Annotated in this window: 17 protein-coding genes; 6 read left to right on the forward strand and 11 right to left on the reverse strand. The window is 67.3% G+C overall.

Annotated elements, in window-relative coordinates; all coding sequences use genetic code 11:
* Positions 1-155 precede the first annotated feature (155 nt).
* The 7 genes from BMX32_RS00710 to BMX32_RS00740 form a co-directional block, all read right to left on the reverse strand.
* A complete protein-coding gene (locus tag BMX32_RS00710) occupies positions 156-1,460 on the reverse strand; it encodes an adenylosuccinate synthase (RefSeq protein WP_089973927.1) in 1,305 nt (434 codons plus the stop codon).
* A gap of 50 nt (positions 1,461-1,510) precedes the next feature.
* Positions 1,511-2,380 carry a protease modulator HflC gene (gene hflC, locus BMX32_RS00715; protein ID WP_089973928.1) on the reverse strand — a complete coding sequence of 290 codons (870 nt, stop codon included), beginning with the start codon at positions 2,378-2,380 and terminating at the stop codon, positions 1,511-1,513.
* On the reverse strand, positions 2,377-3,507 hold the full coding sequence (locus BMX32_RS00720; protein WP_089973929.1) for a protease modulator HflK: 1,131 nt from the start codon (positions 3,505-3,507) through the stop codon (positions 2,377-2,379). Before BMX32_RS00720 ends, hflC begins: the two co-directional genes overlap by 4 nt.
* Positions 3,508-3,671: 164 nt before the next feature.
* On the reverse strand, positions 3,672-4,979 hold the full coding sequence (gene hflX, locus BMX32_RS00725) for a ribosome rescue GTPase HflX (RefSeq protein WP_089973930.1): 1,308 nt from the start codon (positions 4,977-4,979) through the stop codon (positions 3,672-3,674).
* Positions 4,980-5,072: 93 nt separating this feature from the next.
* Entirely contained in the window at positions 5,073-5,333 is a 261-nt protein-coding gene (gene hfq, locus BMX32_RS00730; protein ID WP_089973931.1) for an RNA chaperone Hfq, read from the reverse strand.
* Between the two features lie 90 nt (positions 5,334-5,423).
* Positions 5,424-6,404 carry a tRNA (adenosine(37)-N6)-dimethylallyltransferase MiaA gene (gene miaA / locus BMX32_RS00735; RefSeq protein ID WP_089973932.1) on the reverse strand — a complete coding sequence of 327 codons (981 nt, stop codon included), beginning with the start codon at positions 6,402-6,404 and terminating at the stop codon, positions 5,424-5,426.
* 423 nt (positions 6,405-6,827) lie between these two features.
* The gene (locus BMX32_RS00740; RefSeq protein ID WP_244511355.1) at positions 6,828-8,951 is read right to left on the reverse strand and encodes a S46 family peptidase; all 2,124 of its coding nucleotides are present in this window, start codon (positions 8,949-8,951) and stop codon (positions 6,828-6,830) included.
* 189 nt (positions 8,952-9,140) lie between these two features.
* On the opposite strand from BMX32_RS00740, the gene tdh reads away from it, so the two are divergent.
* The 3 genes from tdh to kbl all read left to right on the forward strand — a co-directional run bounded on the left by tdh (position 9,141) and on the right by kbl (position 15,133).
* Entirely contained in the window at positions 9,141-10,175 is a 1,035-nt protein-coding gene (gene tdh / locus BMX32_RS00745; RefSeq protein ID WP_170843527.1) for an L-threonine 3-dehydrogenase, read from the forward strand.
* Positions 10,176-10,276: 101 nt separating this feature from the next.
* Positions 10,277-13,867: a DUF748 domain-containing protein gene (locus BMX32_RS00750; RefSeq protein ID WP_089973933.1), complete on the forward strand. Its 3,591-nt coding sequence runs from the start codon at positions 10,277-10,279 to the stop codon at positions 13,865-13,867.
* Between the two features lie 66 nt (positions 13,868-13,933).
* The gene (gene kbl, locus BMX32_RS00755) at positions 13,934-15,133 is read left to right on the forward strand and encodes a glycine C-acetyltransferase (RefSeq protein WP_089973934.1); all 1,200 of its coding nucleotides are present in this window, start codon (positions 13,934-13,936) and stop codon (positions 15,131-15,133) included.
* Between the two features lie 190 nt (positions 15,134-15,323).
* Here the strand turns inward: kbl and BMX32_RS00760 are convergent, their stop codons facing one another.
* The 4 genes from BMX32_RS00760 to BMX32_RS00775 all read right to left on the reverse strand — a co-directional run bounded on the left by BMX32_RS00760 (position 15,324) and on the right by BMX32_RS00775 (position 19,897).
* Positions 15,324-16,094 (reverse strand): pseudouridine synthase, encoded by a 771-nt coding sequence (locus BMX32_RS00760; RefSeq protein ID WP_089973935.1) that lies wholly within the window; start codon positions 16,092-16,094, stop codon positions 15,324-15,326.
* Between the two features lie 700 nt (positions 16,095-16,794).
* The gene (locus BMX32_RS00765; protein WP_343123844.1) at positions 16,795-17,355 is read right to left on the reverse strand and encodes a C40 family peptidase; all 561 of its coding nucleotides are present in this window, start codon (positions 17,353-17,355) and stop codon (positions 16,795-16,797) included.
* A 401-nt stretch (positions 17,356-17,756) separates the two neighbouring features.
* A complete protein-coding gene (locus BMX32_RS00770) occupies positions 17,757-18,455 on the reverse strand; it encodes a YggS family pyridoxal phosphate-dependent enzyme (protein WP_211664193.1) in 699 nt (232 codons plus the stop codon).
* Positions 18,455-19,897 carry a M20 family metallopeptidase gene (locus BMX32_RS00775; protein WP_089973938.1) on the reverse strand — a complete coding sequence of 481 codons (1,443 nt, stop codon included), beginning with the start codon at positions 19,895-19,897 and terminating at the stop codon, positions 18,455-18,457. Before BMX32_RS00775 ends, BMX32_RS00770 begins: the two co-directional genes overlap by 1 nt.
* A 205-nt stretch (positions 19,898-20,102) precedes the next feature.
* On the opposite strand from BMX32_RS00775, the gene BMX32_RS18825 reads away from it, so the two are divergent.
* The 3 genes from BMX32_RS18825 to BMX32_RS00790 all read left to right on the forward strand — a co-directional run bounded on the left by BMX32_RS18825 (position 20,103) and on the right by BMX32_RS00790 (position 21,580).
* Positions 20,103-20,429, forward strand: a complete 327-nt coding sequence (locus tag BMX32_RS18825; RefSeq protein WP_244511356.1) for a ComEA family DNA-binding protein — start codon at positions 20,103-20,105, stop codon at positions 20,427-20,429.
* A gap of 131 nt (positions 20,430-20,560) precedes the next feature.
* A complete protein-coding gene (locus BMX32_RS00785) occupies positions 20,561-21,022 on the forward strand; it encodes an SET domain-containing protein-lysine N-methyltransferase (RefSeq protein WP_089973940.1) in 462 nt (153 codons plus the stop codon).
* A 15-nt stretch (positions 21,023-21,037) separates the two neighbouring features.
* Positions 21,038-21,580, forward strand: a complete 543-nt coding sequence (locus BMX32_RS00790) for a GNAT family N-acetyltransferase (RefSeq protein WP_089973941.1) — start codon at positions 21,038-21,040, stop codon at positions 21,578-21,580.
* Positions 21,581-21,591: the final 11 nt, after the last annotated feature.

Consider the following 21,591-nt stretch of genomic DNA (forward strand, 5'->3'; position numbering starts at 1 on the left):
CAGCGGCATCCTTTCCCAAGCGACGGTGAAGCCCGGAGCGCCGAGGGCGGCGGCCGACGGCTCTTCGCGGCCACGCGAAACCCAACGCGATGGCGAAGCCGAGCCGTCACCGCCCCCACTCAAAAAAAACGCCAGCTCGAGGCTGGCGTTTTTCCTCAGCAGTCGTTGCCGCCGAACGGGTCGTCGAGGACGATCGTGTCGTCGCGGTCGGCGCCGGTGGCGACCAGCGCCAGCTTGCAACCCGAGAGTTCTTCGACCGCGCGCAGGTAGGCGCGAGCGGCGGGCGGCAGCTTGTTCCAGTCACGGATGCCCGCGGTGGATTCTTCCCAGCCCGGGAACTCGAGGTAGACCGGCTTGCACTCGGCCCAGCCGTCTGCGTCGAGCGGTGCGAGCTCGCGGCGCTTGCCGCGGTATTCGTACGCGATGCAGACTTTGATGCTTTCCAAGCCATCGAGCACGTCGAGCTTGGTGATCGCGAGGCCGTCGATGCCGTTGATCTGCACCGCGCGCTTCAGGGCCACCAGGTCGATCCAGCCGCAGCGGCGCGGACGGCCGGTGCTGGCGCCGAACTCGTTGCCCTTCTTGCGGAGCAGTTCGCCCATCTCGTCGTTGAGTTCGGTCGGGAACGGACCGCCGCCGACGCGCGTGGCGTACGCCTTGCAGATGCCGAGCACGTAATCGATGTCGCGTGCGCCGACGCCGGTGCCGGCCAGCGCGCCACCCACCGTCGTGTTCGACGAGGTGACGTACGGGTAGGTGCCGTGATCGATGTCGAGCAGCGCGCCCTGCGCGCCTTCGAACAGGATGTTGCCGCCTTCCTGGCGCACGTCGTGAAGGATGGTCGCGACGTCGTCGACCATCGGCTTCAGGTACTCGCCCCAGGTCAGCGCCTCGTCAAGGACGGTCTGGTAGTCGACCGGCTCGGCCTTCAGCCACTGGGTGAGCACGAAGTTGTGGTAGTCGACGGCGGCCTGCACCTTCTCGGGCAGTTCGTGCGGGTACATGAGGTCGGCGACGCGGATGGAACGACGCGCCACCTTGTCTTCGTACGCCGGGCCGATGCCGCGACCGGTCGTGCCGATCGCCTTCGCGCCGGAGGCGACCTCGCGCGCCTTATCGACGGCGATGTGGTACGGCATGATCAGCGGCGTGGCCGGCGAGATCTTCAGGCGCGGACGCACGTCGACGCCCTGGGCCTCGAGCTCGGCGATCTCGCTCATCAGCGCGGCCGGCGACAGCACGACACCGTTGCCGATCAGGCACAGCGCGTCGTCACGCAGGATGCCCGACGGGATCAGGTGAAGGACGGTCTTCTTGCCCTTGATGACCAGCGTGTGGCCGGCGTTGTGACCGCCCTGGAAACGGACGACGGCACCGACGCGCTCCGTGAGGAGATCGACGATCTTGCCCTTGCCTTCGTCGCCCCATTGCGCGCCGAGAATGACGACTGACTTACCCATGTGATGGTTCTCTTCGTTGCGGTTGCCCTGGCGGGCGATGTGGAACGGGTTCAGCGCTGACGACCGGGGCCGTCGTTGAGGTAGCGCAGGAATTCGGAATCGGGCTTCAGGACGAACGTGCCCTTGCCATCGGCAAACGCCTTACGGTACGCCGAAAGACTCCGGTAGAACGCGAAGAATTCCGGGTCCTGGCTGTATGCCTGGGCGTAGATGGCGGCCGCCTGCGCGTCGCCGTCGCCCTTGACCTTGGTGGCGTCGCGGTTCGCGTCGGCCAGCAGCACCAGCTTCTGGCGGTCGGCGTCGGCGCGAATCGTCTCGGCGCTTTCCTGGCCGGTGTAGCGGAGTTCGTTCGCCAGCTGCAGGCGTTCGGCGCGCATGCGCTTGTACACCGAGCCGCTGACCTCGTCGGGAAGGTCGATGCGCTTGATGCGGACGTCGACCACGGCGATGCCGAGATTCTTGCGTGCGACGGTGTCGGTCTGCTGGCGCACGCGCTCGGTGATGTCCTTGCGGCCGCCGGCGATGAGGTCTTCGAGCGGGCGCGCGTTGAACTCGTAACGGAGGGCATCCTTGACGATCGGGGTCAGGCGCTGCGTGGCCTGCAATTGCTCGCCGGAGGTGGCACGGTAATAGGCCGCGTTATCGGCGATGCGCCACTTCACGTAGAAGTCGACGTTGACGCTCTTCTTCTCGAGCGTGAAATAACGCTCGGGCTGCGAGTCGAGGCCGAGGATGCGGTTGTCGAAACGCATCACTTGCTGCACGACCGGAATCTTGAAGTGCAGGCCGGGCTTGTAGTCGGACCGCACGATGCGGCCGAACTGCAGGAGCAGCGCGTTCTCGCCTTCCTTGACCACGAACAGGCTGTTGAAGCCGAGCAGGACGAGCGCGACGACGATGAGGCCGGAAACGATCTTCACTGGGCGTTCCCCTGCGGATTCGGATTCGCGTCGGTGGTCGCGGACTGGATGACGGTGCCGACACCCGGCACGTTGCGCACGTTGCCGTTACCGGCGTCGACCGGCAGCTGCATGATGTTCTTGCCGTTGCTGCCATCGACCACCTTGGGATTGCCGGCCATGACTTCTTCCACCGTCTCGAGCCACAGGCGGCGGCGGGTGACGTCGGGCGCGGCTCGGTATTCCTTGAGCAGCAGATTGAAGCGCTCGGCGTCGCCGTTGGCGCGCGCGATGCGCTCGACGCGCTCCGCGTCGGCCTCCGCGGCGATGCGCGCGGCTTCGCCGCGAGCCACGGGCACGACCTGGCTTTCGTATGCGCGGGCCTTGTTCTCTTCGCTCTGCTTGTCTTCGCGGGCGGCGTTGACGTCGTCGAAGGCGTCCTTCACCTGCTGCGGCGGAGAGACGTTCTGGAAGCTGACGCCCGTGACCAGGACGCCGGCATCGTACTTGTCGAGCGTGGCCTGGAGGATGTCCCGCGTCTGCTGCTGCAGGGTCTCCTTGGCCGCCGGCGCGACGCCGGCGACGGGCGCCTGCGCGGGTGCCGGGGTGTCGACGCCCGGCGTGGTCAGGATGTTGTCCATGATGTTGGCGCCGACCACCGAACGCACGGCCGCCTCCGCCGCGTTCTTCATCGTGACCTCGACGCCATCGGCGTTCGAGTACAGGAACTTCCGGGCATCGGAGACCTGGTACTGCACGTTGAAGTCGATGGCAATGATGTTCTCGTCGCGCGTCAGCATCGACACGTTGTCGGACACCGAGCGCACCTGCGTCGTCTCGACCTTGGTCACGGTCTCGACCGGACTCGGCGCCTTCAGGTGGAAGCCGGGCGGCAGGACGCGCGAGAACTCGCCGAACCGCAGCACCACGCCAACCTGGCGGGCATCGATCACGGTGTAGCTGGAAACCAGCAGCCAGGCGAGGACGAAGACGACGACGATGGCGAAGACACCGCCACTGCCCGCCCCGAAGCGGCCGAAGCGCGCCTTCAGGTTCTTCAGCGCGGCATCGATGTCGGGCTTGCGCCCGCCCGGCCTGTTGCGGTTCCAGGGATCCTTCTGGCCGTTGCCGGGTTCATTCCAAGCCATGGGCGACAGTCTCCTTCGGGGACCGGAGGGGTGGGCGGCTGGCAAGCCTTGAGGTGGCACCGCGCCGGCGGGGAATGGCGGCGGGCGCGAAAGCACCCGACACCGCGCCGTTGGGGCACGCAAACGACGTGAATTCTACCAGATGGGTATGGCCGAGTGGTCGGTCAGAACCCGGGATGCGGGGGATCGATGAGGTCGCGAAGCGATCGGGCGTCCGCGTCGTCGCCCAGAAGCGGGGCCAGCAGCGACCGGGGAGCATCGATATCGAGGTGCCAGCCGTGTTCGTCGACGGCCTCCCCGACGATGGCGCCGACCGCCTTGAGACGCGCGTGCAGGCGTCCGGCGGTGAGAGGAAGCTCAAGCCCTGCGCGGATGCGATCGCCGCCGAGCAACTCGCCGAGCGCCTCGCGCAGCCCGTCGATGCCGTCGCCCGTCGCGGCGGAAAGCCAGACCTGGCGGGGCTTGCCGTCGTCGCCGCGATCGACCCGCGGGGCGGTGTCGACGAGGTCGACCTTGTTCATGACCGACAGCTGGGGAACGTCCCCTGCCCCGATCTCCTCGAGCACGTCGTTGACCACGCGCTGCAGCAACTCGCGCTCCTCGTCGGCGGCATCGCTGACGTGGATGAGAAGGTCGGCGTCACGCGCTTCCGCCAGCGTGGCGCGGAAGGCGGCGACCAGGTCGTGAGGCAGCTCGCGGATGAAGCCGACGGTGTCGGCGATCACGGCGGGGCCGCAGGACAGCCCGTCGATCTTGCGCACCGTGGGGTCGAGCGTCGCGAAGAGCTGGTCGGCCGCATAGACGCCGCCCGTGGTCAACGCGTTGAAAAGCGTCGACTTGCCGGCGTTGGTGTAGCCCACCAGCGCCACGCGGGGCACCGTGTTGCGCAGACGCGCGCGGCGCTGCTGGTCGCGCTGCACTTGCACCTTCTCGAGGCGCTTGGTGAGCATCTTCACGCGCTCGGCGAGCAGGCGGCGATCGGTTTCGAGCTGGGTTTCACCCGGGCCGCGGTTGCCGATGGCACCGCCGCGCTGGGCATCCAGGTGGGTCCAGCCGCGCACGAGGCGTGTGGCGATGTGCTTGAGCTGGGCCAGTTCGACCTCGAGCTTGCCTTCGTGCGAACGGGCACGCTGGGCGAAGATGTCGAGAATCAGCCCGGCGCGGTCGACCACGCGGGTCTTCAGGTGCTTTTCGAGGTTGCGCTCCTGCACCGGCGTGAGCACGTGGTCCACGAGGACCAGGTCGGCCTCGAGCGCGCGCACCGCTTCGGCGACCTCGTCGGCCTTGCCGCTGCCGATGTAGAAACGGGGGTTCGGCTCGGCGACGCGAGCGGAAATGCTGGTCAGGATCTCGGCGCCCGCGGAGGACACCAGTTCGGCGAATTCCTCGCCACGGCGAATCGCGTCGCCCTCGCCACGCGAATGCGGAAGGACCAGGATCGCCCGGTCGCCTTTCTTTTGTCTATCGAACACTTAGCGGGATGACCTCATGGGTGAAGGGGGCGCGCGCAGCGGTAAGCATACGCGCACCCGTCCTCTTCCATATGGGTTTGCCGGCGGGGCCCCTCAACCCTCGCCGTCACCCGATGTCGCGTCCGCGTGGTTCTCATGACCGCCGACCCGGACGTTCCGGCTCGGCACCACGGTCGAGATGGCGTGCTTGTAGACCATCTGGCTGACCTGGTTGCGCAGCAGCACCACGAACTGGTCGAACGACTCGATCGTGCCCTGCAGCTTGATGCCGTTCACCAGATAGATGGCGACCGGCACGCGCTCACGACGGAGCGCATTCAGAAACGGATCCTGCAACGATTGCCCTTTGGACATTTTTTGTTCTCCCCTACGCCTCTCGAGCGGGTCCGGGAAAAAACGCCTGCGAAGGCGCCCCGGCCCAAGTGTCTTGAATCTTAACTGCTTTTAAATGCCCGCTGGAAGCGCCGGACGTGATGCTTTCGGCATTCCCAGGAACTGCGCCACCGCGCGCTCGGCCTCGGGCAATGGATCCCCCCGGTCCGGGTCGAACGTGCGGGCGTCGAGCTCGCTGCGCAGCCATGTGATCTGGCGTTTCGCGAGCTGACGAGTGGCATAGATACCACGGTTACGGAATTCCGTGGCATCGCCCTGCCCATCCAGATATTCCCAGGCCTGGCGATACCCGACCGCACGGATCGCGGGGAGGTCCGGCACCAGATCGCCGCGGTCGCGCAGGCGACGCACCTCGTCGAGGAAACCGTCGGCCAGCATGGCGTCGAAGCGTGTCGCGATACGCTCGTGCAGCTCCTTTCGGTCGACCGGAAGGAGCGCCAGCTTCAGCACGCGCCACGGAAAGCGCACGCCGCTTCCCCCCGTCTGCAGTTCGGTCAGCGTGCGACCGCTGAGGCTCATCACCTCGAGGGCGCGCTGGATGCGCTGCGTGTCGCCTGGCCGGATCCGCGCACCGGCCACGGGGTCGAGCGCGGCCATGCGCGCGTGCATGGCCTCCCATCCGATCGACGACGCCTCGGCGGCGAGTCGCTCGCGCAAGGCGGGATCGGCGTCGGGCAGATCGGAAAGGCCGCGCTGCAGGGCGCGGAAGTACAGGCCAGTGCCACCTACGAGCAGCGGCACCCTGCCCTGCGCCGAGATGCGCTCCATCGCGGCGATGGCATCGATGCGGAAGTCGGCGGCCGAATACGGCTGCGCGGGATCGCGGATGTCGATCAGGTCATGCGGATAGCGCGCGAGCGTCGCGGCGTCGGGCTTGGCCGACCCGATGTCCAGCCCCCGATAGACCAGCGCGGAATCGACGCTGACCAGACCGACGGGAAACCGATCGGCGAGCGCGCACGCAAGCGCCGTCTTGCCCGATGCGGTCGGGCCCATCAGGAAGATGGCGAGGGGGCGTTGATCGAGGCTCATGACGATGCTGCGCAGGCGAACGATCGCAAGGGTACCGCAAGCATGCTGGTCAATGACTGACCAACGAAACGCAAGTGCATGTCCGGTATGGCGCGTTCGTGGTTATCCACATGCTTATGCAGCGATTACCCACACCGGCTGTGGATATCGTGAGTGCACCGGAAGCGCGGCGCCCTGGTCACTTTGTAAGCAGCGTGATGCAAGTGCGTGCCGTGCAAGGGCGAAACGGAGTTGTCCACATGCTTATGCAGTGCATGTCCACACACGCTGTGGATAAACGCGACACGTGGCGCGCACCGGTGGTCACGCACTGATCAGTGTGACGCAAGTCACCGCCGCGTAACGGCGAATCGGAGTTGTCCACACGGTTATGCAGGTGGTATCCACACCGGTTGTGGATAACCACCTGCGAGTCCGCTGCGCTTACTTCGACGCCGGCACGCCCAGTTCCTTCAGCAGCGACGGCGACGGATAGACCTTGTCGATCAGCCAGCGCATGTAACGCATGTCGACGTGGATGGCGCGCTTGTAACGCGGGTCGTACATCCAGCTCGCGCTGACGGCTTCCCAGTTGCTGTCGAAGTTCAGGCCGACCAGTTCGCCCTTCGCGTTGAGTACCGGCGAACCCGAATTGCCGCCGGTGGTGTCGAGGTTGCTCAGGAAGTCGACCGGCATCTCGCCCGTCTTCGGATCGGCATAGCCCTTGAAGTCGCCCTTGGCGATCGCATCGAGCAAGGGCTTCGGTGCATCGAACGGCGGCTTGCCCGTGTTCTTCTCGACGATGCCACGGACCGTGGTGAGCGGCGCGTAGGTGACGGCGTCGCGGGCCTGCAGCGGCGTGACCTTGCCGTAGCTGACGCGCAGCGTCGAGTTCGCGTCCGGATACACGGCCTTGCCCTGCGACTCGCGAAAGCCGATCAACGCCTGCATGTAGGCGGGCCGAAGGCGAAGCAGGTCACCGTCGCGCGCCTTGTGCTCGTCGTCCAGGCGCAACAGTGCCGGGCGCAGCGTCCGCGCGGCCACCAGCAGCGCGTCGTCGCTCTTCGCCACATCGGCGGGCGTCGCGGCGAAGAGACGCATGCGCTCCGCTTCGTCGCCGAACCTCGTCGCGCCGTAGATGCGATCGAGCGCGGTGGCGAGCTCGGCGGACGTGCGGCCGAACACCTTGTCGAACTCCGGCAACCGCTGCGCGTCGGGCAGCTTCTGGTAGCGGACCATGAGCGACGTCACCAGCGCTTTCTCGACGCGCGGATCGTAGCGACGCTGGGCCTGCCTGAGCTGGCTCTTGATCAGTTCCTCGTCGCGCGCCTGGTAGCCCGACTCGCGCTCCGCGTCGGGTTTCGGACGTTCGACCGACAGACGATCGATGGCCAGGGCGCCGCGCATCAGCTGGGTCTGGCTGGCAAGCAAGGCCAGCAGCATGTCGCGGTCGCGCACGTCCTTGCCCTGCGCGATGAGCGCGAGCACCTGGTCGATCTGCGGCTTGAGCGTCGCGCCATCCGGCTGCTTCGCCAGCCACGCCAGCATGGCGGCTTCGTCTTCGCGGCGGACGGCGGCGGCGTTGCTGCGCTCGAGGCCCTCGAGCTCGCCTTCGAACCGCTTGATGCCGTTCTTCAGCGACTGCAGCTGCGACGCGTAGCGGATCCCCGCGTCCTTGTCCGCCTTGCCTTGCGTCTCGATGACATCCTGCAACGCCTTCATCGTCGCGACGTACGTCGGCAGGCGCCACTGGATCTGGTCGGCGAACTCGGCGGCGGTGCGGTGCCGGTACGTGGTGCCCGGGTAGCCCGCCAGCATGACGAAGTCGCCCTCGACGACGCCCGAGGTCGCCAGTCTGAGGTGCGACGGCGGACGGTAGGGCTTGTTGTCCGGCGAATAATCGGCCGGCTTGCCATCCGGACCGACGTAGGCGCGCAGGATGGTGAAGTCGCCCGCGTGGCGAGGCCAGACGAAGTTGTCGATCTCGTCGCCGTAGTTACCGATGGCGCGCGGCGGCGCGTAGACGAGCCGCAGGTCGCGCAGTTCGAGCTGCTTCACCAGGTAGAAGTCGCGGCCGTAGAACATGTTGGCGACGCTGCAGCGGATGCCGTCGCCCTTCTCGCACGCCGCGACCAGCGCCTTGCTGGCCGCGTCCACCGCGTCGTAATACGCCCGGCCTGTCTTGCCGCGCGCCGCGGCCAGCACGGTGTCGGTGACCTTATCGAAGCCGACGGTCACGCGAAGACGGTAATCGGGGTTGGCCGGCAGCTCGCCGGCACGGTCGGGCGCAACGTAGCCATTCGCGATCAGGTCGCGATCCGGCTTCGAGTTGTACTGGATGACGCCGAAGGCCACATGGTGGTTCGTGACCACCAGCCCCTCGTCGGACACGAACGCGCCCGTGCCGCCGCCGATACGGACCACGGCGTCCAGGGGCGCGCGGGTCAGGTCGGCCAGGTCCTTCGGGTCGCCCCGGAAGCCGGCCTCTTTGAGATTCTTCGCAATCGAAGGCAGCTGCGACGGCATCCACATGCCTTCGTCGGCCTTCGCATCAAGTGCCAGCGCCATGGCTGCTCCAAGCATCATCGAGCGGATCTGCATGTGTTTCGTGCCCCTGTCGGTCATTCAAGCCGACCGACCATAGAGGGGCTTCCGGTCGGAAGGCAATGGCGCGGCGCACCACGAAAACGATGTCCGGCGGCATATAATGGTGGTTTGGGTCCGCGCCGCGGACCCTCCCACGGAATCCCCGATCCCATGCCGCAGACGATGAAGGCGCTGGTCAAGCGCAAGCCCGAACAGGGCATCTGGATGGAAGAAGTGCCGGTGCCGCAGGTCGGCCCGAACGAAGTCCTGATCAAGGTCGAGAAAACCGCCATCTGCGGGACCGACCTGCACATCTACAAGTGGGACGAATGGTCCCAGCGCACGATCACGCCCGGCCTGACCATCGGTCACGAGTTCGTCGGTCGAATCGTCGAGATCGGCCCGGGCGTCACGGGCTACAAGATCGGCGACCGCGTCTCGGCGGAAGGCCACATCGTGTGCGGCCATTGCCGCAACTGCCGCGCCGGCCGCCAGCACCTCTGCCCGAACACCATCGGCATCGGCGTGAATCGTAATGGCGCGTTCGCCGAATACATGACCATGCCGGCGTCGAACCTGTGGCCGATCCCCGACCAGATCCCGTCGGAGCTCGCCGCGTTCTTCGATCCGTACGGTAACGCCGCGCACTGCGCGCTGGAATTCGACCTGATCGGCGAAGACGTCCTCATCACCGGCGCCGGCCCGATCGGCATCATCGCCGCGGGCATCGCCAAGCACGTGGGCGCCCGCAACGTGGTGGTGACCGACGTCAACGACTACCGCCTGAAGCTGGCCGCCGACATGGGCGCCACGCGCGTCGTCAACGTCGCCAACCAGTCGCTGAAGGACGTCGTGAAGGACCTCCACATCGAAGGCTTCGATGTCGGCCTGGAAATGAGCGGCAACCCCCGCGCGTTCGGCGACATGCTGGAGTGCATGTACCACGGCGGCAAGATCGCCATGCTCGGCATCATGCCGCGCGGTGCCGGCATCGACTGGGACAAGGTCATCTTCAAGGGCCTCACTCTGCAGGGCATCTACGGCCGCAAGATGTACGAGACCTGGTACAAGATGACCCAGATGGTGCTGACCGGCTTCCCGCTGCAGAAGGTGCTCACCCACCAGATCGCGATCGACGACTTCCAGAAGGGCTTCGACCTGATGGACGCCGGCCAGAGCGGTAAGGTCGTCTGTTCCTGGACCTGAATCCTGAATCGCCGGAGACGCTCCGGCGTTGACGCCACGCTCACGAAGGCCTCCGCCGGGTAGACTCCGCGGGGGCCTTTTTTCGTGTGAGGAGCGACGGCATGGAATCGCTGAAAGAACGAGGCAGAGCCCACTGGCGCGCCGCGCGCGCCCGCGGCGTGGACGTGTACCGGTCCCGCCGCGCACGACGGATCGCCGCCTGGACGGCCGGCGCGCTGGCGGCGTTCGCGCTGCTCGGCTTCGTCGTCGCCCCTCCGCTGATCCGCTCGCAGGTCGAGAAACACGCGAGCGCGGCGCTCGGCCGTCCGGTGACCCTCGGCGACGTCGATTTCAATCCGTTCACCCTCGACCTCGTCATCGCCGGCCTGCACATCGGCGAACGCGACGGCAAGACGCCCTTCGTCGACATCGACCGCGTCACCGCGAACGCGTCGTGGGCGTCCCTCTTTCGCGCGGCGCCGATCCTGGACGCCCTCACGCTCGACCGGCCCCGCGTGCACCTGCGCCGGGACGATGCGCATCGCTTCAACGTATCGGACATCCTCGACCGCTTCGCCAGCGACCCGAAGGCGCCGCCTTCCGAGCCGGCACGCTTCGCGCTGTCCAACATCGCGATCCATGGCGGCGAGATCGACTTCGACGACCGCGTACTCGACGCGACGCACCGCGTCGACCACCTCGAGCTCGGCATACCCTTCATCGCCAACCTGCCGAGCGCCACCGACATCTTCGTGCAGCCGCTGCTGGCCATGACGATCGACGGGAGCCCGCTGCGCGTCCAGGGTCAGACCAAGCCCTTCGCGAACAGTCGCGAGTCGATGGTGTCGTTCCGCCTCGACAAGCTGGACCTGCCCCGCTACATCGGCTTCGTGCCCGGCCCGCTGCCCGTTCGCCTGCCGGAGGGCCGGCTTTCCGGCCATCTCGACGTCCGTTTCCTCATGACCGACACCGCGCCACGCGTGGTGCTGGGTGGCCGGGTCGTCGTCGACGACCTCCGCGTGCACGACGCGCAGGACAAGCCGCTGCTCGGCGTGGGCCACGCCGATATCGCCCTGACCGCCCTCGAGCCCCTGACGTCCCGCTACCGCTTCGGCGCGATCGCGCTCGATCGCCTCGACGTGCGCTATGCGCGCCTCCCCGCCGGTCGCAGCAGCATCCACGCCTTGCTGCCCGCGCCCGCGGCGAAGCCCGCGCCGGAAACGAAGCCGGCCGACGTGCGTATCGACAGCCTCGCCGTGACATCGTCGCGCATCGAATACGCGGATCTCGCGGCACCCGCGCCCGCCCGCCTCGTGCTCGACGACGTGCGTGCGTCGCTGCGTGGCCTCAGTACCGTGAAGGCGCCGGTCGCGGCGATGGATGTCACCGCGCGGATGGCCGGCGGCGACGTCGCGACCAAGGGCAGGCTCGACCTCGCCGCCAGCCGCTACGACGGCGGCATCACGCTGAAGAACGTGTCGCTCGCGACGCTGATGCCGTTCGCGCCATCGGTGCTCGACGCCGACGTGCAGGCGGGTTCGATCGGCGCCATGGGCGAGCTGCTCGTCGATTGGCACGAGGCGGCGACGGTCCGCATCGCGCATGCGAAGGCGACACTCGACGGCTTCCGTCTCGTGCCGCACGACGGCGGCGTCGCGCCGGTCACGTGGCGCTCGCTGGCGGCGGACGTCGCGCTGCTCGACCTCGCCACCAGCGAGGCGCGCCTCGATCGCCTGACCCTCGACGGTCTCGCGCTCGACGTGCGGCGCCTTGCCGACGGCTCCGTCGATCTCGTCGGCATCCTGAAGGCCGCGCCTCCCGCAACCGCGCCACAGGCACCCGCCACATCGCCGTGGCGCTGGAGCATCGCCCGGGTCGATGTCGGCGACGGCGTCGTCTCGATCCGCGACGCGAAGGCGCCGGCCCGACGTCGCGACATCGTGCTGAACGCGACGTCCTTCGCTATCGACGGTCTGTCCGACGACACGAGGAAGCCCGTGCGCCTGAATCTCGACGGCATGCTCGGCAAGGGAGCCTTCGCGATCGCGGGCCAGGTGACGCCCCGGTCGATGCTTGCCGACCTGACGATCAAGGCGACACGACTCGACCTCGCTCCGTTGCAGTCGCTGGTCACCGTGCCGCTCAACGTGCGCATCGCCAGCGCCCTGCTCAGCGTGGACGGCAGGCTGCGTGCGTCGATGCCGGGCAAGGCGCCGGCACGCATCGACTGGCAGGGCGACGCCACGCTCGGTCGCCTGCGCGTGCTCGACAAGGTGACCGATGCGGACTTTCTCCGTATCGGTTCGCTCACCGCCAGCGCCCTGTCGGTGAAGATCGGCGAAGCCACGCCACGCATCGACATCGGCGGTATCGCTCTCGACGATTTCTACGCACGCGTGATCGTCAACGCGAACGGCCGGCTCAACCTGCAGGACGTCGTCGCGGGGCCGGAAACACCGGGCGCCGTGTCGGTCACCGAGGCGAGAACGACGCCGGTGCCCGATGCCAACGCGACACCCGCCCCGGTCGCTCCTTCGGGCCCCGCCGCCGACGTTCGGGTCGGTCGCGTCAGCCTGACGAAGGGCCGCCTGAACTACACCGACAATTTCATCAAGCCGAACTACACCGCCGACGTGACCAGCCTCACCGGCAACATCGGGGCATTCGGTACCGCCGCGGGCGCGGCGCCGGCCGAGCTCACGCTCCAGGGGCAGCTCGACGACAACGCCCCCGTCGATATCCGCGGCACGATCAATCCGCTGACCCCCGTCGCCTTCCTCGACATCGCGGCGAAGGCGGAAGGCATCCCGCTCGCCAACCTGTCGCCCTACTCCGGCAAGTACGCCGGCTATCCGATCACACGCGGACGGCTGAACGTCGACGTCCACTACCTGCTGGACCAGCGCAAGCTCACCGCGGACAACCACATCTTCATCGACCAGCTCACGTTCGGCGACCGCATCGAGGGCCCGGGCATCACGCACCTGCCCGTCAAACTCGCCGTGGCGCTGCTGAAGGACAGCGAGGGCCGCATCGACGTGCGCATTCCGGTGTCCGGTTCGCTCGACGATCCGCAGTTCAGCGTGGGCGGCCTCGTCTGGCGGGCGATCGGCAATCTCATCGTGAAGGCGGTCACCTCGCCGTTCCGCCTGCTGGCATCGATCGGCGGTGGCCGCGAGGATCTCGGCTACATCGGCTTCGCACCGGGTTCCGACGTGCTCGACGCCGGCGCCCAGGCGAAGCTCGCGGATGTCGTGAAAGTGCTGAACGACAAGCCGTCGATCAGCCTCGACATCGTCGGCCGGATCGACCCGGCCATGGACGATGCCGGCCTGCGCCGCGTCATGGTGGATGACCTCGTGCGGCAGGAGCAGGTGAACGACAAGGGCGACGATCCCGCCCCGCCGACGGACGACGAGCGCGAAAAATACCTGGAGCGCGCCTACCGACATGCATCGTTTCCCAAGGCGAAGAACCTGATCGGCCTCACCCGGTCGCAACCGGCGGACGAGATGCGCCGGCTGATGGAAACCAACATGCCGGTCGACGCCGACGCGCTCCGCCACCTGGCCGAGCGTCGCGCCAACGCCGTCCGCCAGTGGTTGCAGGGCAAGGTGGACGACAAGCGCGTCTTCGTCGTGGCACCGAAGGTCGACGCGAAGGGCATCGACGACGGCGGACCCACGACCCGGGTGGATTTCGGCCTTCACTGAGACGGTTTTCTCCCCCGCCCAAAGGGCTCACAATCGGGGGCTTCTCCGTCCCGGAAGCTCCCCGTCATGACGTACCCCGGCCAGAACCGCTTCGCCAGCGAACTCGAATCCATCCGCGAACAGGGCCTGTTCAAGAACGAGCGCATCATCGTCTCGCCGCAGTCGGCAGAAATCGAGCTCGAGGGTGGCCGCAAGGTGCTCAATTTCTGCGCGAACAACTACCTGGGCCTGGCCGACCACGCCGACGTGATCCAGGCGGCGAAGGACGCGCTGGACACGCATGGCTTCGGCATGGCGAGCGTGCGCTTCATCTGCGGCACGCAAGACCTGCACAAGGCGCTGGAAAAGCAGATCGCCGGGTTCTTCGGCACCGAGGACACGATCCTCTACGCCGCGTGCTTCGACGCGAACGGCGGCCTGTTCGAACCGCTGCTCGGCGAAGAAGACGCGATCATCTCCGACGCGCTGAACCACGCGTCGATCATCGACGGCATCCGCCTGTGCAAGGCGAAGCGGTTCCGCTACGCGAACTGCGACATGGCCGACCTGGAAGCGCAGCTGCAGGCCGCCGACGCCGCCGGCGCCCGCACCAAGCTCATCACCACCGACGGTGCGTTCTCGATGGACGGCTTCATCGCGCCGCTCGACGAGATCACCGCGCTGGCGAAGAAGTACAACGCGCTGGTGCATATCGACGAATGCCATTGCACGGGCTTCCTCGGCGACACGGGTCGCGGCTCCGCCGAGTTCCACGGCGTGATGGACAAGATCGACATCTTCACCGGCACCCTCGGCAAGGCGCTGGGCGGCGCGCTCGGCGGTTTCACCACCGGCCGCAAGGAAGTGATCGAAATGCTGCGCCAGCGCTCGCGTCCGTACCTGTTCTCGAACTCGCTGCCCCCGCACGTCGTGGCCGCGGGCAGCAAGGTGTTCGACATGCTCGCCGCCGCGGGCGACCTGCGCGACAAGGTCAAGGAAAACACGGCTTACTTCCGCGAGAAGATGACCGAAGCCGGCTTCGACATCCGTCCGGGCGTGCACCCGATCGTGCCCGTGATGATCTACGACGCGAAGCAGGCGCAGGCGATGGCAGCGGAGCTACTCGACGAAGGCATCTACGTCACGGGCTTCTTCTTCCCCGTGGTCCCGCAGGGCAAGGCGCGCATCCGTACCCAGATGAGCGCGGCACACACGCGTGAACACCTCGATCGCGCGATCGCGGCCTTTACCAAGGTGGGCAAGAAGCTGGGCGTGCTGAAAGCGTAAGGCGTATCGGGAAATGCATCGCCGCGCGCTCCGGCGGCTTCCGGCTGGAGCGGCGCGTCCGTGTGGGAGCGGCCCTGGCCGCGATGGGTGCTTGCGGCAAGCACCCATCGCGGCCAAGGCCGCTTCCATACCGGCGCTTTTGTCTTTGGGCGGTGCCGGAGTGCCACGCGCGAACGGCGTCGCGGCGACGTCAGCCCGGGCGGCGACGCAACATCGCCACCTCGCCAGCACTCAGATGCCGCCACTGACCCTTGGCAAGCTCTCCAAGCACCAGTTCGCCAATGGCGACACGCACCAGCCGCTGCACATCGAACCCCAACGCCGCCATGAGCCGCCGGATGTGCCGGTTGCGGCCTTCGTCCAGCGTCACCTCGAGCCACGCGTTCTTCTCGCCCCGGCGCAGCACCGAGGCCGCACCCGCTTTCAGTCGCTCGCCCCCGTCGTCGACACCGTCGAGCATCGCCCCGATCGTGGCGTCGTCGGGACGTCCCGCCACCTGCACGTGGTAGGTCTTCGGCACATGCGTCGACGGGTCCGTGATGCCCGCCGCCCAGACCGTATCGTTGGAAAGCAGCAGCAGGCCTTCGCTCGCGCGGTCGAGACGGCCGACGGGCCCCAGCCACGGCAGCCCGGCTTCTTCGATCAGCGAATACACCGTGTCGCGTCCCCGCTCGTCCGCAGCCGACACCACGAGACCGCGCGGTTTGTTCATCGCGATGAAGACCGGCGCCGCGGCCTGCGCTTCGCCGCCGTCGACGTCGATACGCTCGGTACCCGCAATGGGAAACTCCGGATCGCGCACGACCCGCCCGTCCACCCTCACCCGTCCCTCGCTCACCAGCCGCTCGCCCTGACTGCGCGAACAGATGCCACGCTTGGAGAGCACGCGCGCGAGGCCATGGACGGGCGTGGACGAACGGCGCGGTCGCGACATCGCGCGGAGAGGTAGACGGGGCGGCATGCGGGAAGGATACCGTGACGGCTCGGCTTCGCCATCGTGTCGGGTTTCGCATGGCCGCTCTACTGACTTCCGAGGCGCCGGGCGGGAGAAGCAGGCATGAGGGCAGCCCGCCTCCGATGAGTGCTTGCCGCACCGCGCGATGCCGTCGACGGGTTTTCTGTGGGAGCGGCCTCGGCCGCGATGGGTGCTTGCCGCGAGCACCCACCGCGGCCAAGGCCGCTCCCACACGAGCTCGCCGCTATAGCGGCTCCTACACAGCCGCTTGCCTCGCGGATTGGCAGAGCCGTCGGCCGCCGCCCTCGGCGCGACTTGCGGAACCGAGCGCGGCGAGCGGATCAGGCCCGCAGGGGGCCGGCCCGGACGGCCGGCCGTTTTCGTCGAGGCAGGAGCCGAGTCGAAAACCCCCGCTCGCCGCGCGGGCGCGCAGGGGCGTCAGCCATAGGACACGGCCGCGCAGCGGCATCCTTTCCCAAGCGACGGTGAAGCCCGGAGCGCCGAGGGCGGCGGCCTACGGCTCTTCGCGGCCACGCGAAACCCAACGCGATGGCGCAAGCCGAGCCAGAGCACCGAGGCCGCAGGCCGACGGCTCTTCGCGAACCGCGAACCGAATGCGATGGCAAAGCCGAGCCGTCAAACCCGCACAAAAAAAAACGGCATGCCGGAGCATGCCGTTTCGGAAATATACGTTGAAGGGCTTCCGTCAGATCTTGGCGATGCCTTCGGGGCGCTTGGCGCCGACGAAGTGCTTGGACCAGTAAGCCTCGTTGAGGCTATCCACGCGGACGGTCTTGCCGGCCGACGGCGAGTGGATGAACTGGCCATTGTCGATGTAGATGCCGACGTGCGAGATGGCCTTGCCGCGCGTGCGGAAGAACACCAGGTCGCCCGTCTTCATTTCGTTGCGCTTGACCTTCAGGCCGGCGAGGAACTGGCTGGCCGAATTGGTCGGGAGATCGAGGCCGATGCTGTGCATGAACACGTAGCGGACGAAGCCGCTGCAATCGAAGCCGGTCGAGGGGGCGCGACCACCGCGGCGGTAGCGGATGTCGCGGAGCTTCATGGCGAAGGACATCAGTGCTTCGCGGGCGTGGCCATCGACGTGGCCGGCGAGCTTGTCGGTTGCGGCGGCGACGAGGCTGTCGTCGTCATCGTCCGCATCGGTATTCGTATCGGCGACGGCGACATCGGCCGGCTTCGGGGCCGCCAGCGAGGCGGCATCGGGGATGATCGACTGAGCCAGCGAGGCGGCCGGGGCGAACACCGGGAGATCGGTAAGAAGGAGCGTGGCGGACTGATCAAGACCCTGTGGAGCGGTGACCGTGTCGGCGATGGCGGGTGTTACGGAAGCGATACAGCAGGTGGCTAACGCGAGAGCGGTCAGTCGCTTTAAATACATGAGCGAAAAGGCCTATTCATCGTGGAGTTAAGCCGCCGTGAAGGTGAGACGACCGTGAACGAGGGGTGAAGTTACCAAACCCGGTCGGCCATGTTGTTGGCATAAAGTTAAAAATGGCCGTTCCTAGGAAACATTCAGAGAAGTCGCAGGAACATGCGGTCTGCGGGACGAAATCCTGAACGGATTGAGGCACTTGTCTTCACAAACGTGAGCACTGACGGATCGCCGGGGCGCTTCGGCTGCCGAAAACGTGCAACGCGTCACGCTCAGAGTTTGGACGTGCGTGCGCCGAAGATCGCACTGCCGATGCGCACTTCCGTACTACCTTCGGCGATGGCCAACGCGAAGTCGCCGCTCATGCCCATCGACAGCGCGTGGGCCGGGTGGCCGGCCTGCAGAGCGGTGTCACGCAGCTGATACAGGGTGCGGAAACAGGTCCGGACGCGAGCCTCGTCGTCGGTCGCTTCCGCGAGCGTCATCAGGCCGCGCACACGCAGCGACGAGAAAGCCTTGAGGCCGTCGAGGAACGCGGGAAGGTCGGCCGGCGCGAGACCGGATTTCGTCTCCTCCGGCGCCGTCTTCACCTGCACGAGCACGTCGATGCCCCTGCCCTGCGCCTGCAGCGCCTTGTCGAGCGCCACGGCGAGGTCGAGGCGGTCCAGCGACTGGACCTCGCTGGCGAATCGCGCGACGGCCTTGGCCTTGTTGGTCTGCAGGTGGCCGATCACGACCCAGTCGAGGTGCTCGGCGGCCAGTGCGGTCGCCTTGGCCTGGATCTCCTGCACCTTGTTTTCGCCGAACCGACGCAGGCCAAGGCCAACGGCTTCGCTCACCACATCGGCGCCGAACGTCTTGCTGACGGGCAGCAGGGTGACGTCCGCCGGATCGCGTCCCGCGGCGACACAGGCCGCCGCGATGGACGCCCGCACGGCCGCGAGGCGCCCGGCGAGCGAGTCCGTCGACATCATGCCTTCGACGCTTCCTGGAAGTGACGCGCCACCACGTCGGCCACGACCATGGTCACGCGCTTACCCATGGGGATGTGCAGGAACTCGTTCGGGCCGTGGGCGTTGGAATGCGGACCGAGCACGCCCGTGATGAGGAACTGGGCCTTCGGAAACTTCTCGCCGAGCATGCCCATGAACGGAATGCTGCCGCCCTCGCCCATGTAGGCGGCCGGGGCGCCGAAGTAATGCTCCGAGGCGCTGGCTACCGCTTCCTCGAGCCACGGCGACAACGCCGGGGCGTTCCATCCGCTGCCGTCCTTCTCGAGATCGAACGTGACCTTCGCGCCGTACGGCGGATCCTTTTCGAGCAACTGCTTGAGGAACTTGCCCGCTTCGGCACCCGAGAGCGTCGGCGGCACGCGCAGGCTGAGCTTCACCGCCGTCTTCGGGCGCAGCACGTTGCCTGCGCTGTCGAGCGGCGGCATGCCGCCGATGCCGGTGACGGCCAGCTGCGGACGCCAGGTGCGGTTGAGCACGAGCTCGGAGAGATCATCCGTCACCGGCTGCATGCCTTCCACGAACGGGAACTTGTCGTACACGGCCGTGCCGAGTACCTCGGCCGAGCGGCGCGCCTGTTCGATCCGCTGCGGCGGGATGTCGACGTAGAGCTCGCGCGGCACGATCGTGCCCGTCTTCGGGTCTTCGAGCCGGCTGAGGATGTCGCGAAGGATACGGAAGCTCGACGGCACCACACCCGACGCGTCGCCCGAATGCACGCCCTCTTCCAGTACCTGTACCGTGAGGTTGCCGCCCGTCATGCCGCGCAGCGACGTGGTCAGCCACAGCTGGTCGTAGTTGCCGCAACCGGAATCGAGGCAGACGACGAGCGCCGGGTTGCCGATGCGATCGGCCAGATGATCGACGTAGTAAGGCAGATCGTAGCTGCCCGACTCCTCGCAGGCTTCGATCAGGATCACGCAACGTGCGTGCGGCACGCCCTGGTCGCGCAGCGCGAGCAGCGCCGCCAGCGAACCGAAGATCGCGTACCCGTCGTCCGCGCCGCCGCGACCGTAGAGCTTGTCGCCCTTCAGCACCGGCGTCCACGGACCGAGGTCCTCGGCCCAGCCCGTCATCTCGGGCTGCTTGTCGAGATGGCCGTAGAGGACGACGGTTTCATCCGTGCCCTTGCCCTGAACGCCCTGCGCCGGCACGTCGATGTAGATGAGCGGCGTGCGGCCTTCGAGGCGCACCACTTCGAGCGTGGCGCCTTCGAACGCCGGCAGCTTGGTGCGTGCCCAGTCCTCCATCAGCTTCACGGCCTGGTCCATGTAACCGTGCTCCCGCCACTGCGCGTCGAACATCGGCGACTTGTTCGGGATGCGGATGTACTCGACCAGTTGCGGGACGATTTCCGCGTCCCAGAGGTCGCCGACGAAGGTGGAAATGCGGGAGGTATCCATGGGGGACGGACTCTTGGGGGCAAAGACCGATTGTAACAGCGCCTCATCGCGGCGCCGACGGCGACGCCCCCGGCCCTTGTCGGCAGGCCCGCGGCGCCAGCGGGGCCGCACCGTACAACGCGTGCCGCCTGCCGCCGGTTCGCGCCACGCGCGACGCGACGCAGAGTGCCTCTGCGTCATCCGACGCAGCCATGAGGAGTACGTCTTGAACCGCTATCTCGTCGCCCTCGCGGGCCTCCTGCTCGCGCCCGCCGCCCTCGCCTCGACGCCGGTGAACATCAACACCGCGGACGCATCCACGCTCGCCGGGTCGCTCGACGGCGTCGGCCTCGCCAAGGCGAAAGCCATCGTCGCCTGGCGCGACGCCCACGGTCCGTTCGAGTCGGCCGACCAGCTCACCGAGGTGAAAGGCATCGGCGCATCGCTGATCGACCGCAATCGCGACGCCATCCAGGTCGATGGCGCCAGGCCCGCCAGGAAAGCGAAACCGTCGCGCACCGCCAGGGCGAAAGCCGACGCCGACGAAGGCTGACCGCCGGAACACCGCCCGGTACGGGCGGTGTTCCCACCACCCCTCTTTCCTTCACCGACGATCGCGCTACACTCGCGCCCCATGCCGGGCAGGCACTTGCCTGCCCGCAGGTACAGGGGCGTCATGAAGCAATGATCCTGCCGCGTTACCGCATCGCCGACTCCGCCATCGCTGGCGCCGGCAAGGGTCTGTTCGTCGACGAATTCGTGGCCGCGGGCCGCATCGTGACGGCACCCGACGAGATCGACCGCACCTACGCCTGGCACGACATCGTCGCGTCGCCCGGCCTCTCCGCGAACCTCCACGCGGCCGCCCGCTGGTTCGAAGACCGCTACACGCTGTCGCCCGAGTGGCCGGACGAGTGCTACGTCAATCACAGCTTCGAGCCGACCGGGATCTGGCATCTGGGCTTCATCTTCGCGGCGAAAGATCTCCCGCAAGGCACTGAACTTACAGTGGATTATCGACACCTGCTTGCGCCCGGGCAGGACGAAAGCTTCCATGACGCCGCTACTGGTGAGAAAATCACCGGCTTGTCCTGGCAAGAGAGCCTCGCGCAGAGCACCCGCGCACTGGCCTCCCTGCTCGGCTGACACCTGGTCACTTCGATGCCCCTAGCAGACATTCCCGTAATCGAAACCGCGCGACTGCGGCTCACCGCCCTAACCGAACGCCACTTCGACGACTACGCGGCCATGCTCGCGGACGCCGAGAGCACGCGCTGGATCGGCGACGGCCAGCCGCTGGATCGCATGAACGCCTGGCGTTCGATGGCGATGCTGCTCGGCCACTGGGCGCTGCGCGGCTGCGGCATGTGGGCGATTGAGCTGAAGGACACCGGTCAGTTCATCGGGCGCGCGGGGTTGATGAAACCGGAAGGCTGGCCCGACCTCGAACTCGGCTGGATGCTCAAGCCCGATCACCGGCACCACGGTTACGCGACCGAGGCGGGCGAGGCGATCCTCGACTTCGCCTGGAAGCAGATGCACGCACAGCGCGTGATCAGCCTCGTGCGGATCGGCAACGAGGCGTCCGACCACGTCGCCGAGCGCCTGGGCGGCGAACACATCGACAACATCGACTTCCTCGGCGGCGCGACGCATCTGTTCGCGTACTACCCGCCGCATCGCGAAGTGCGCCGCGCGGGTTGAATGCGCGGTAC

Origin of the sequence: Luteibacter sp. UNCMF331Sha3.1 (assembly GCF_900109915.1) — a bacterium.
GTDB lineage: Bacteria > Pseudomonadota > Gammaproteobacteria > Xanthomonadales > Rhodanobacteraceae > Luteibacter.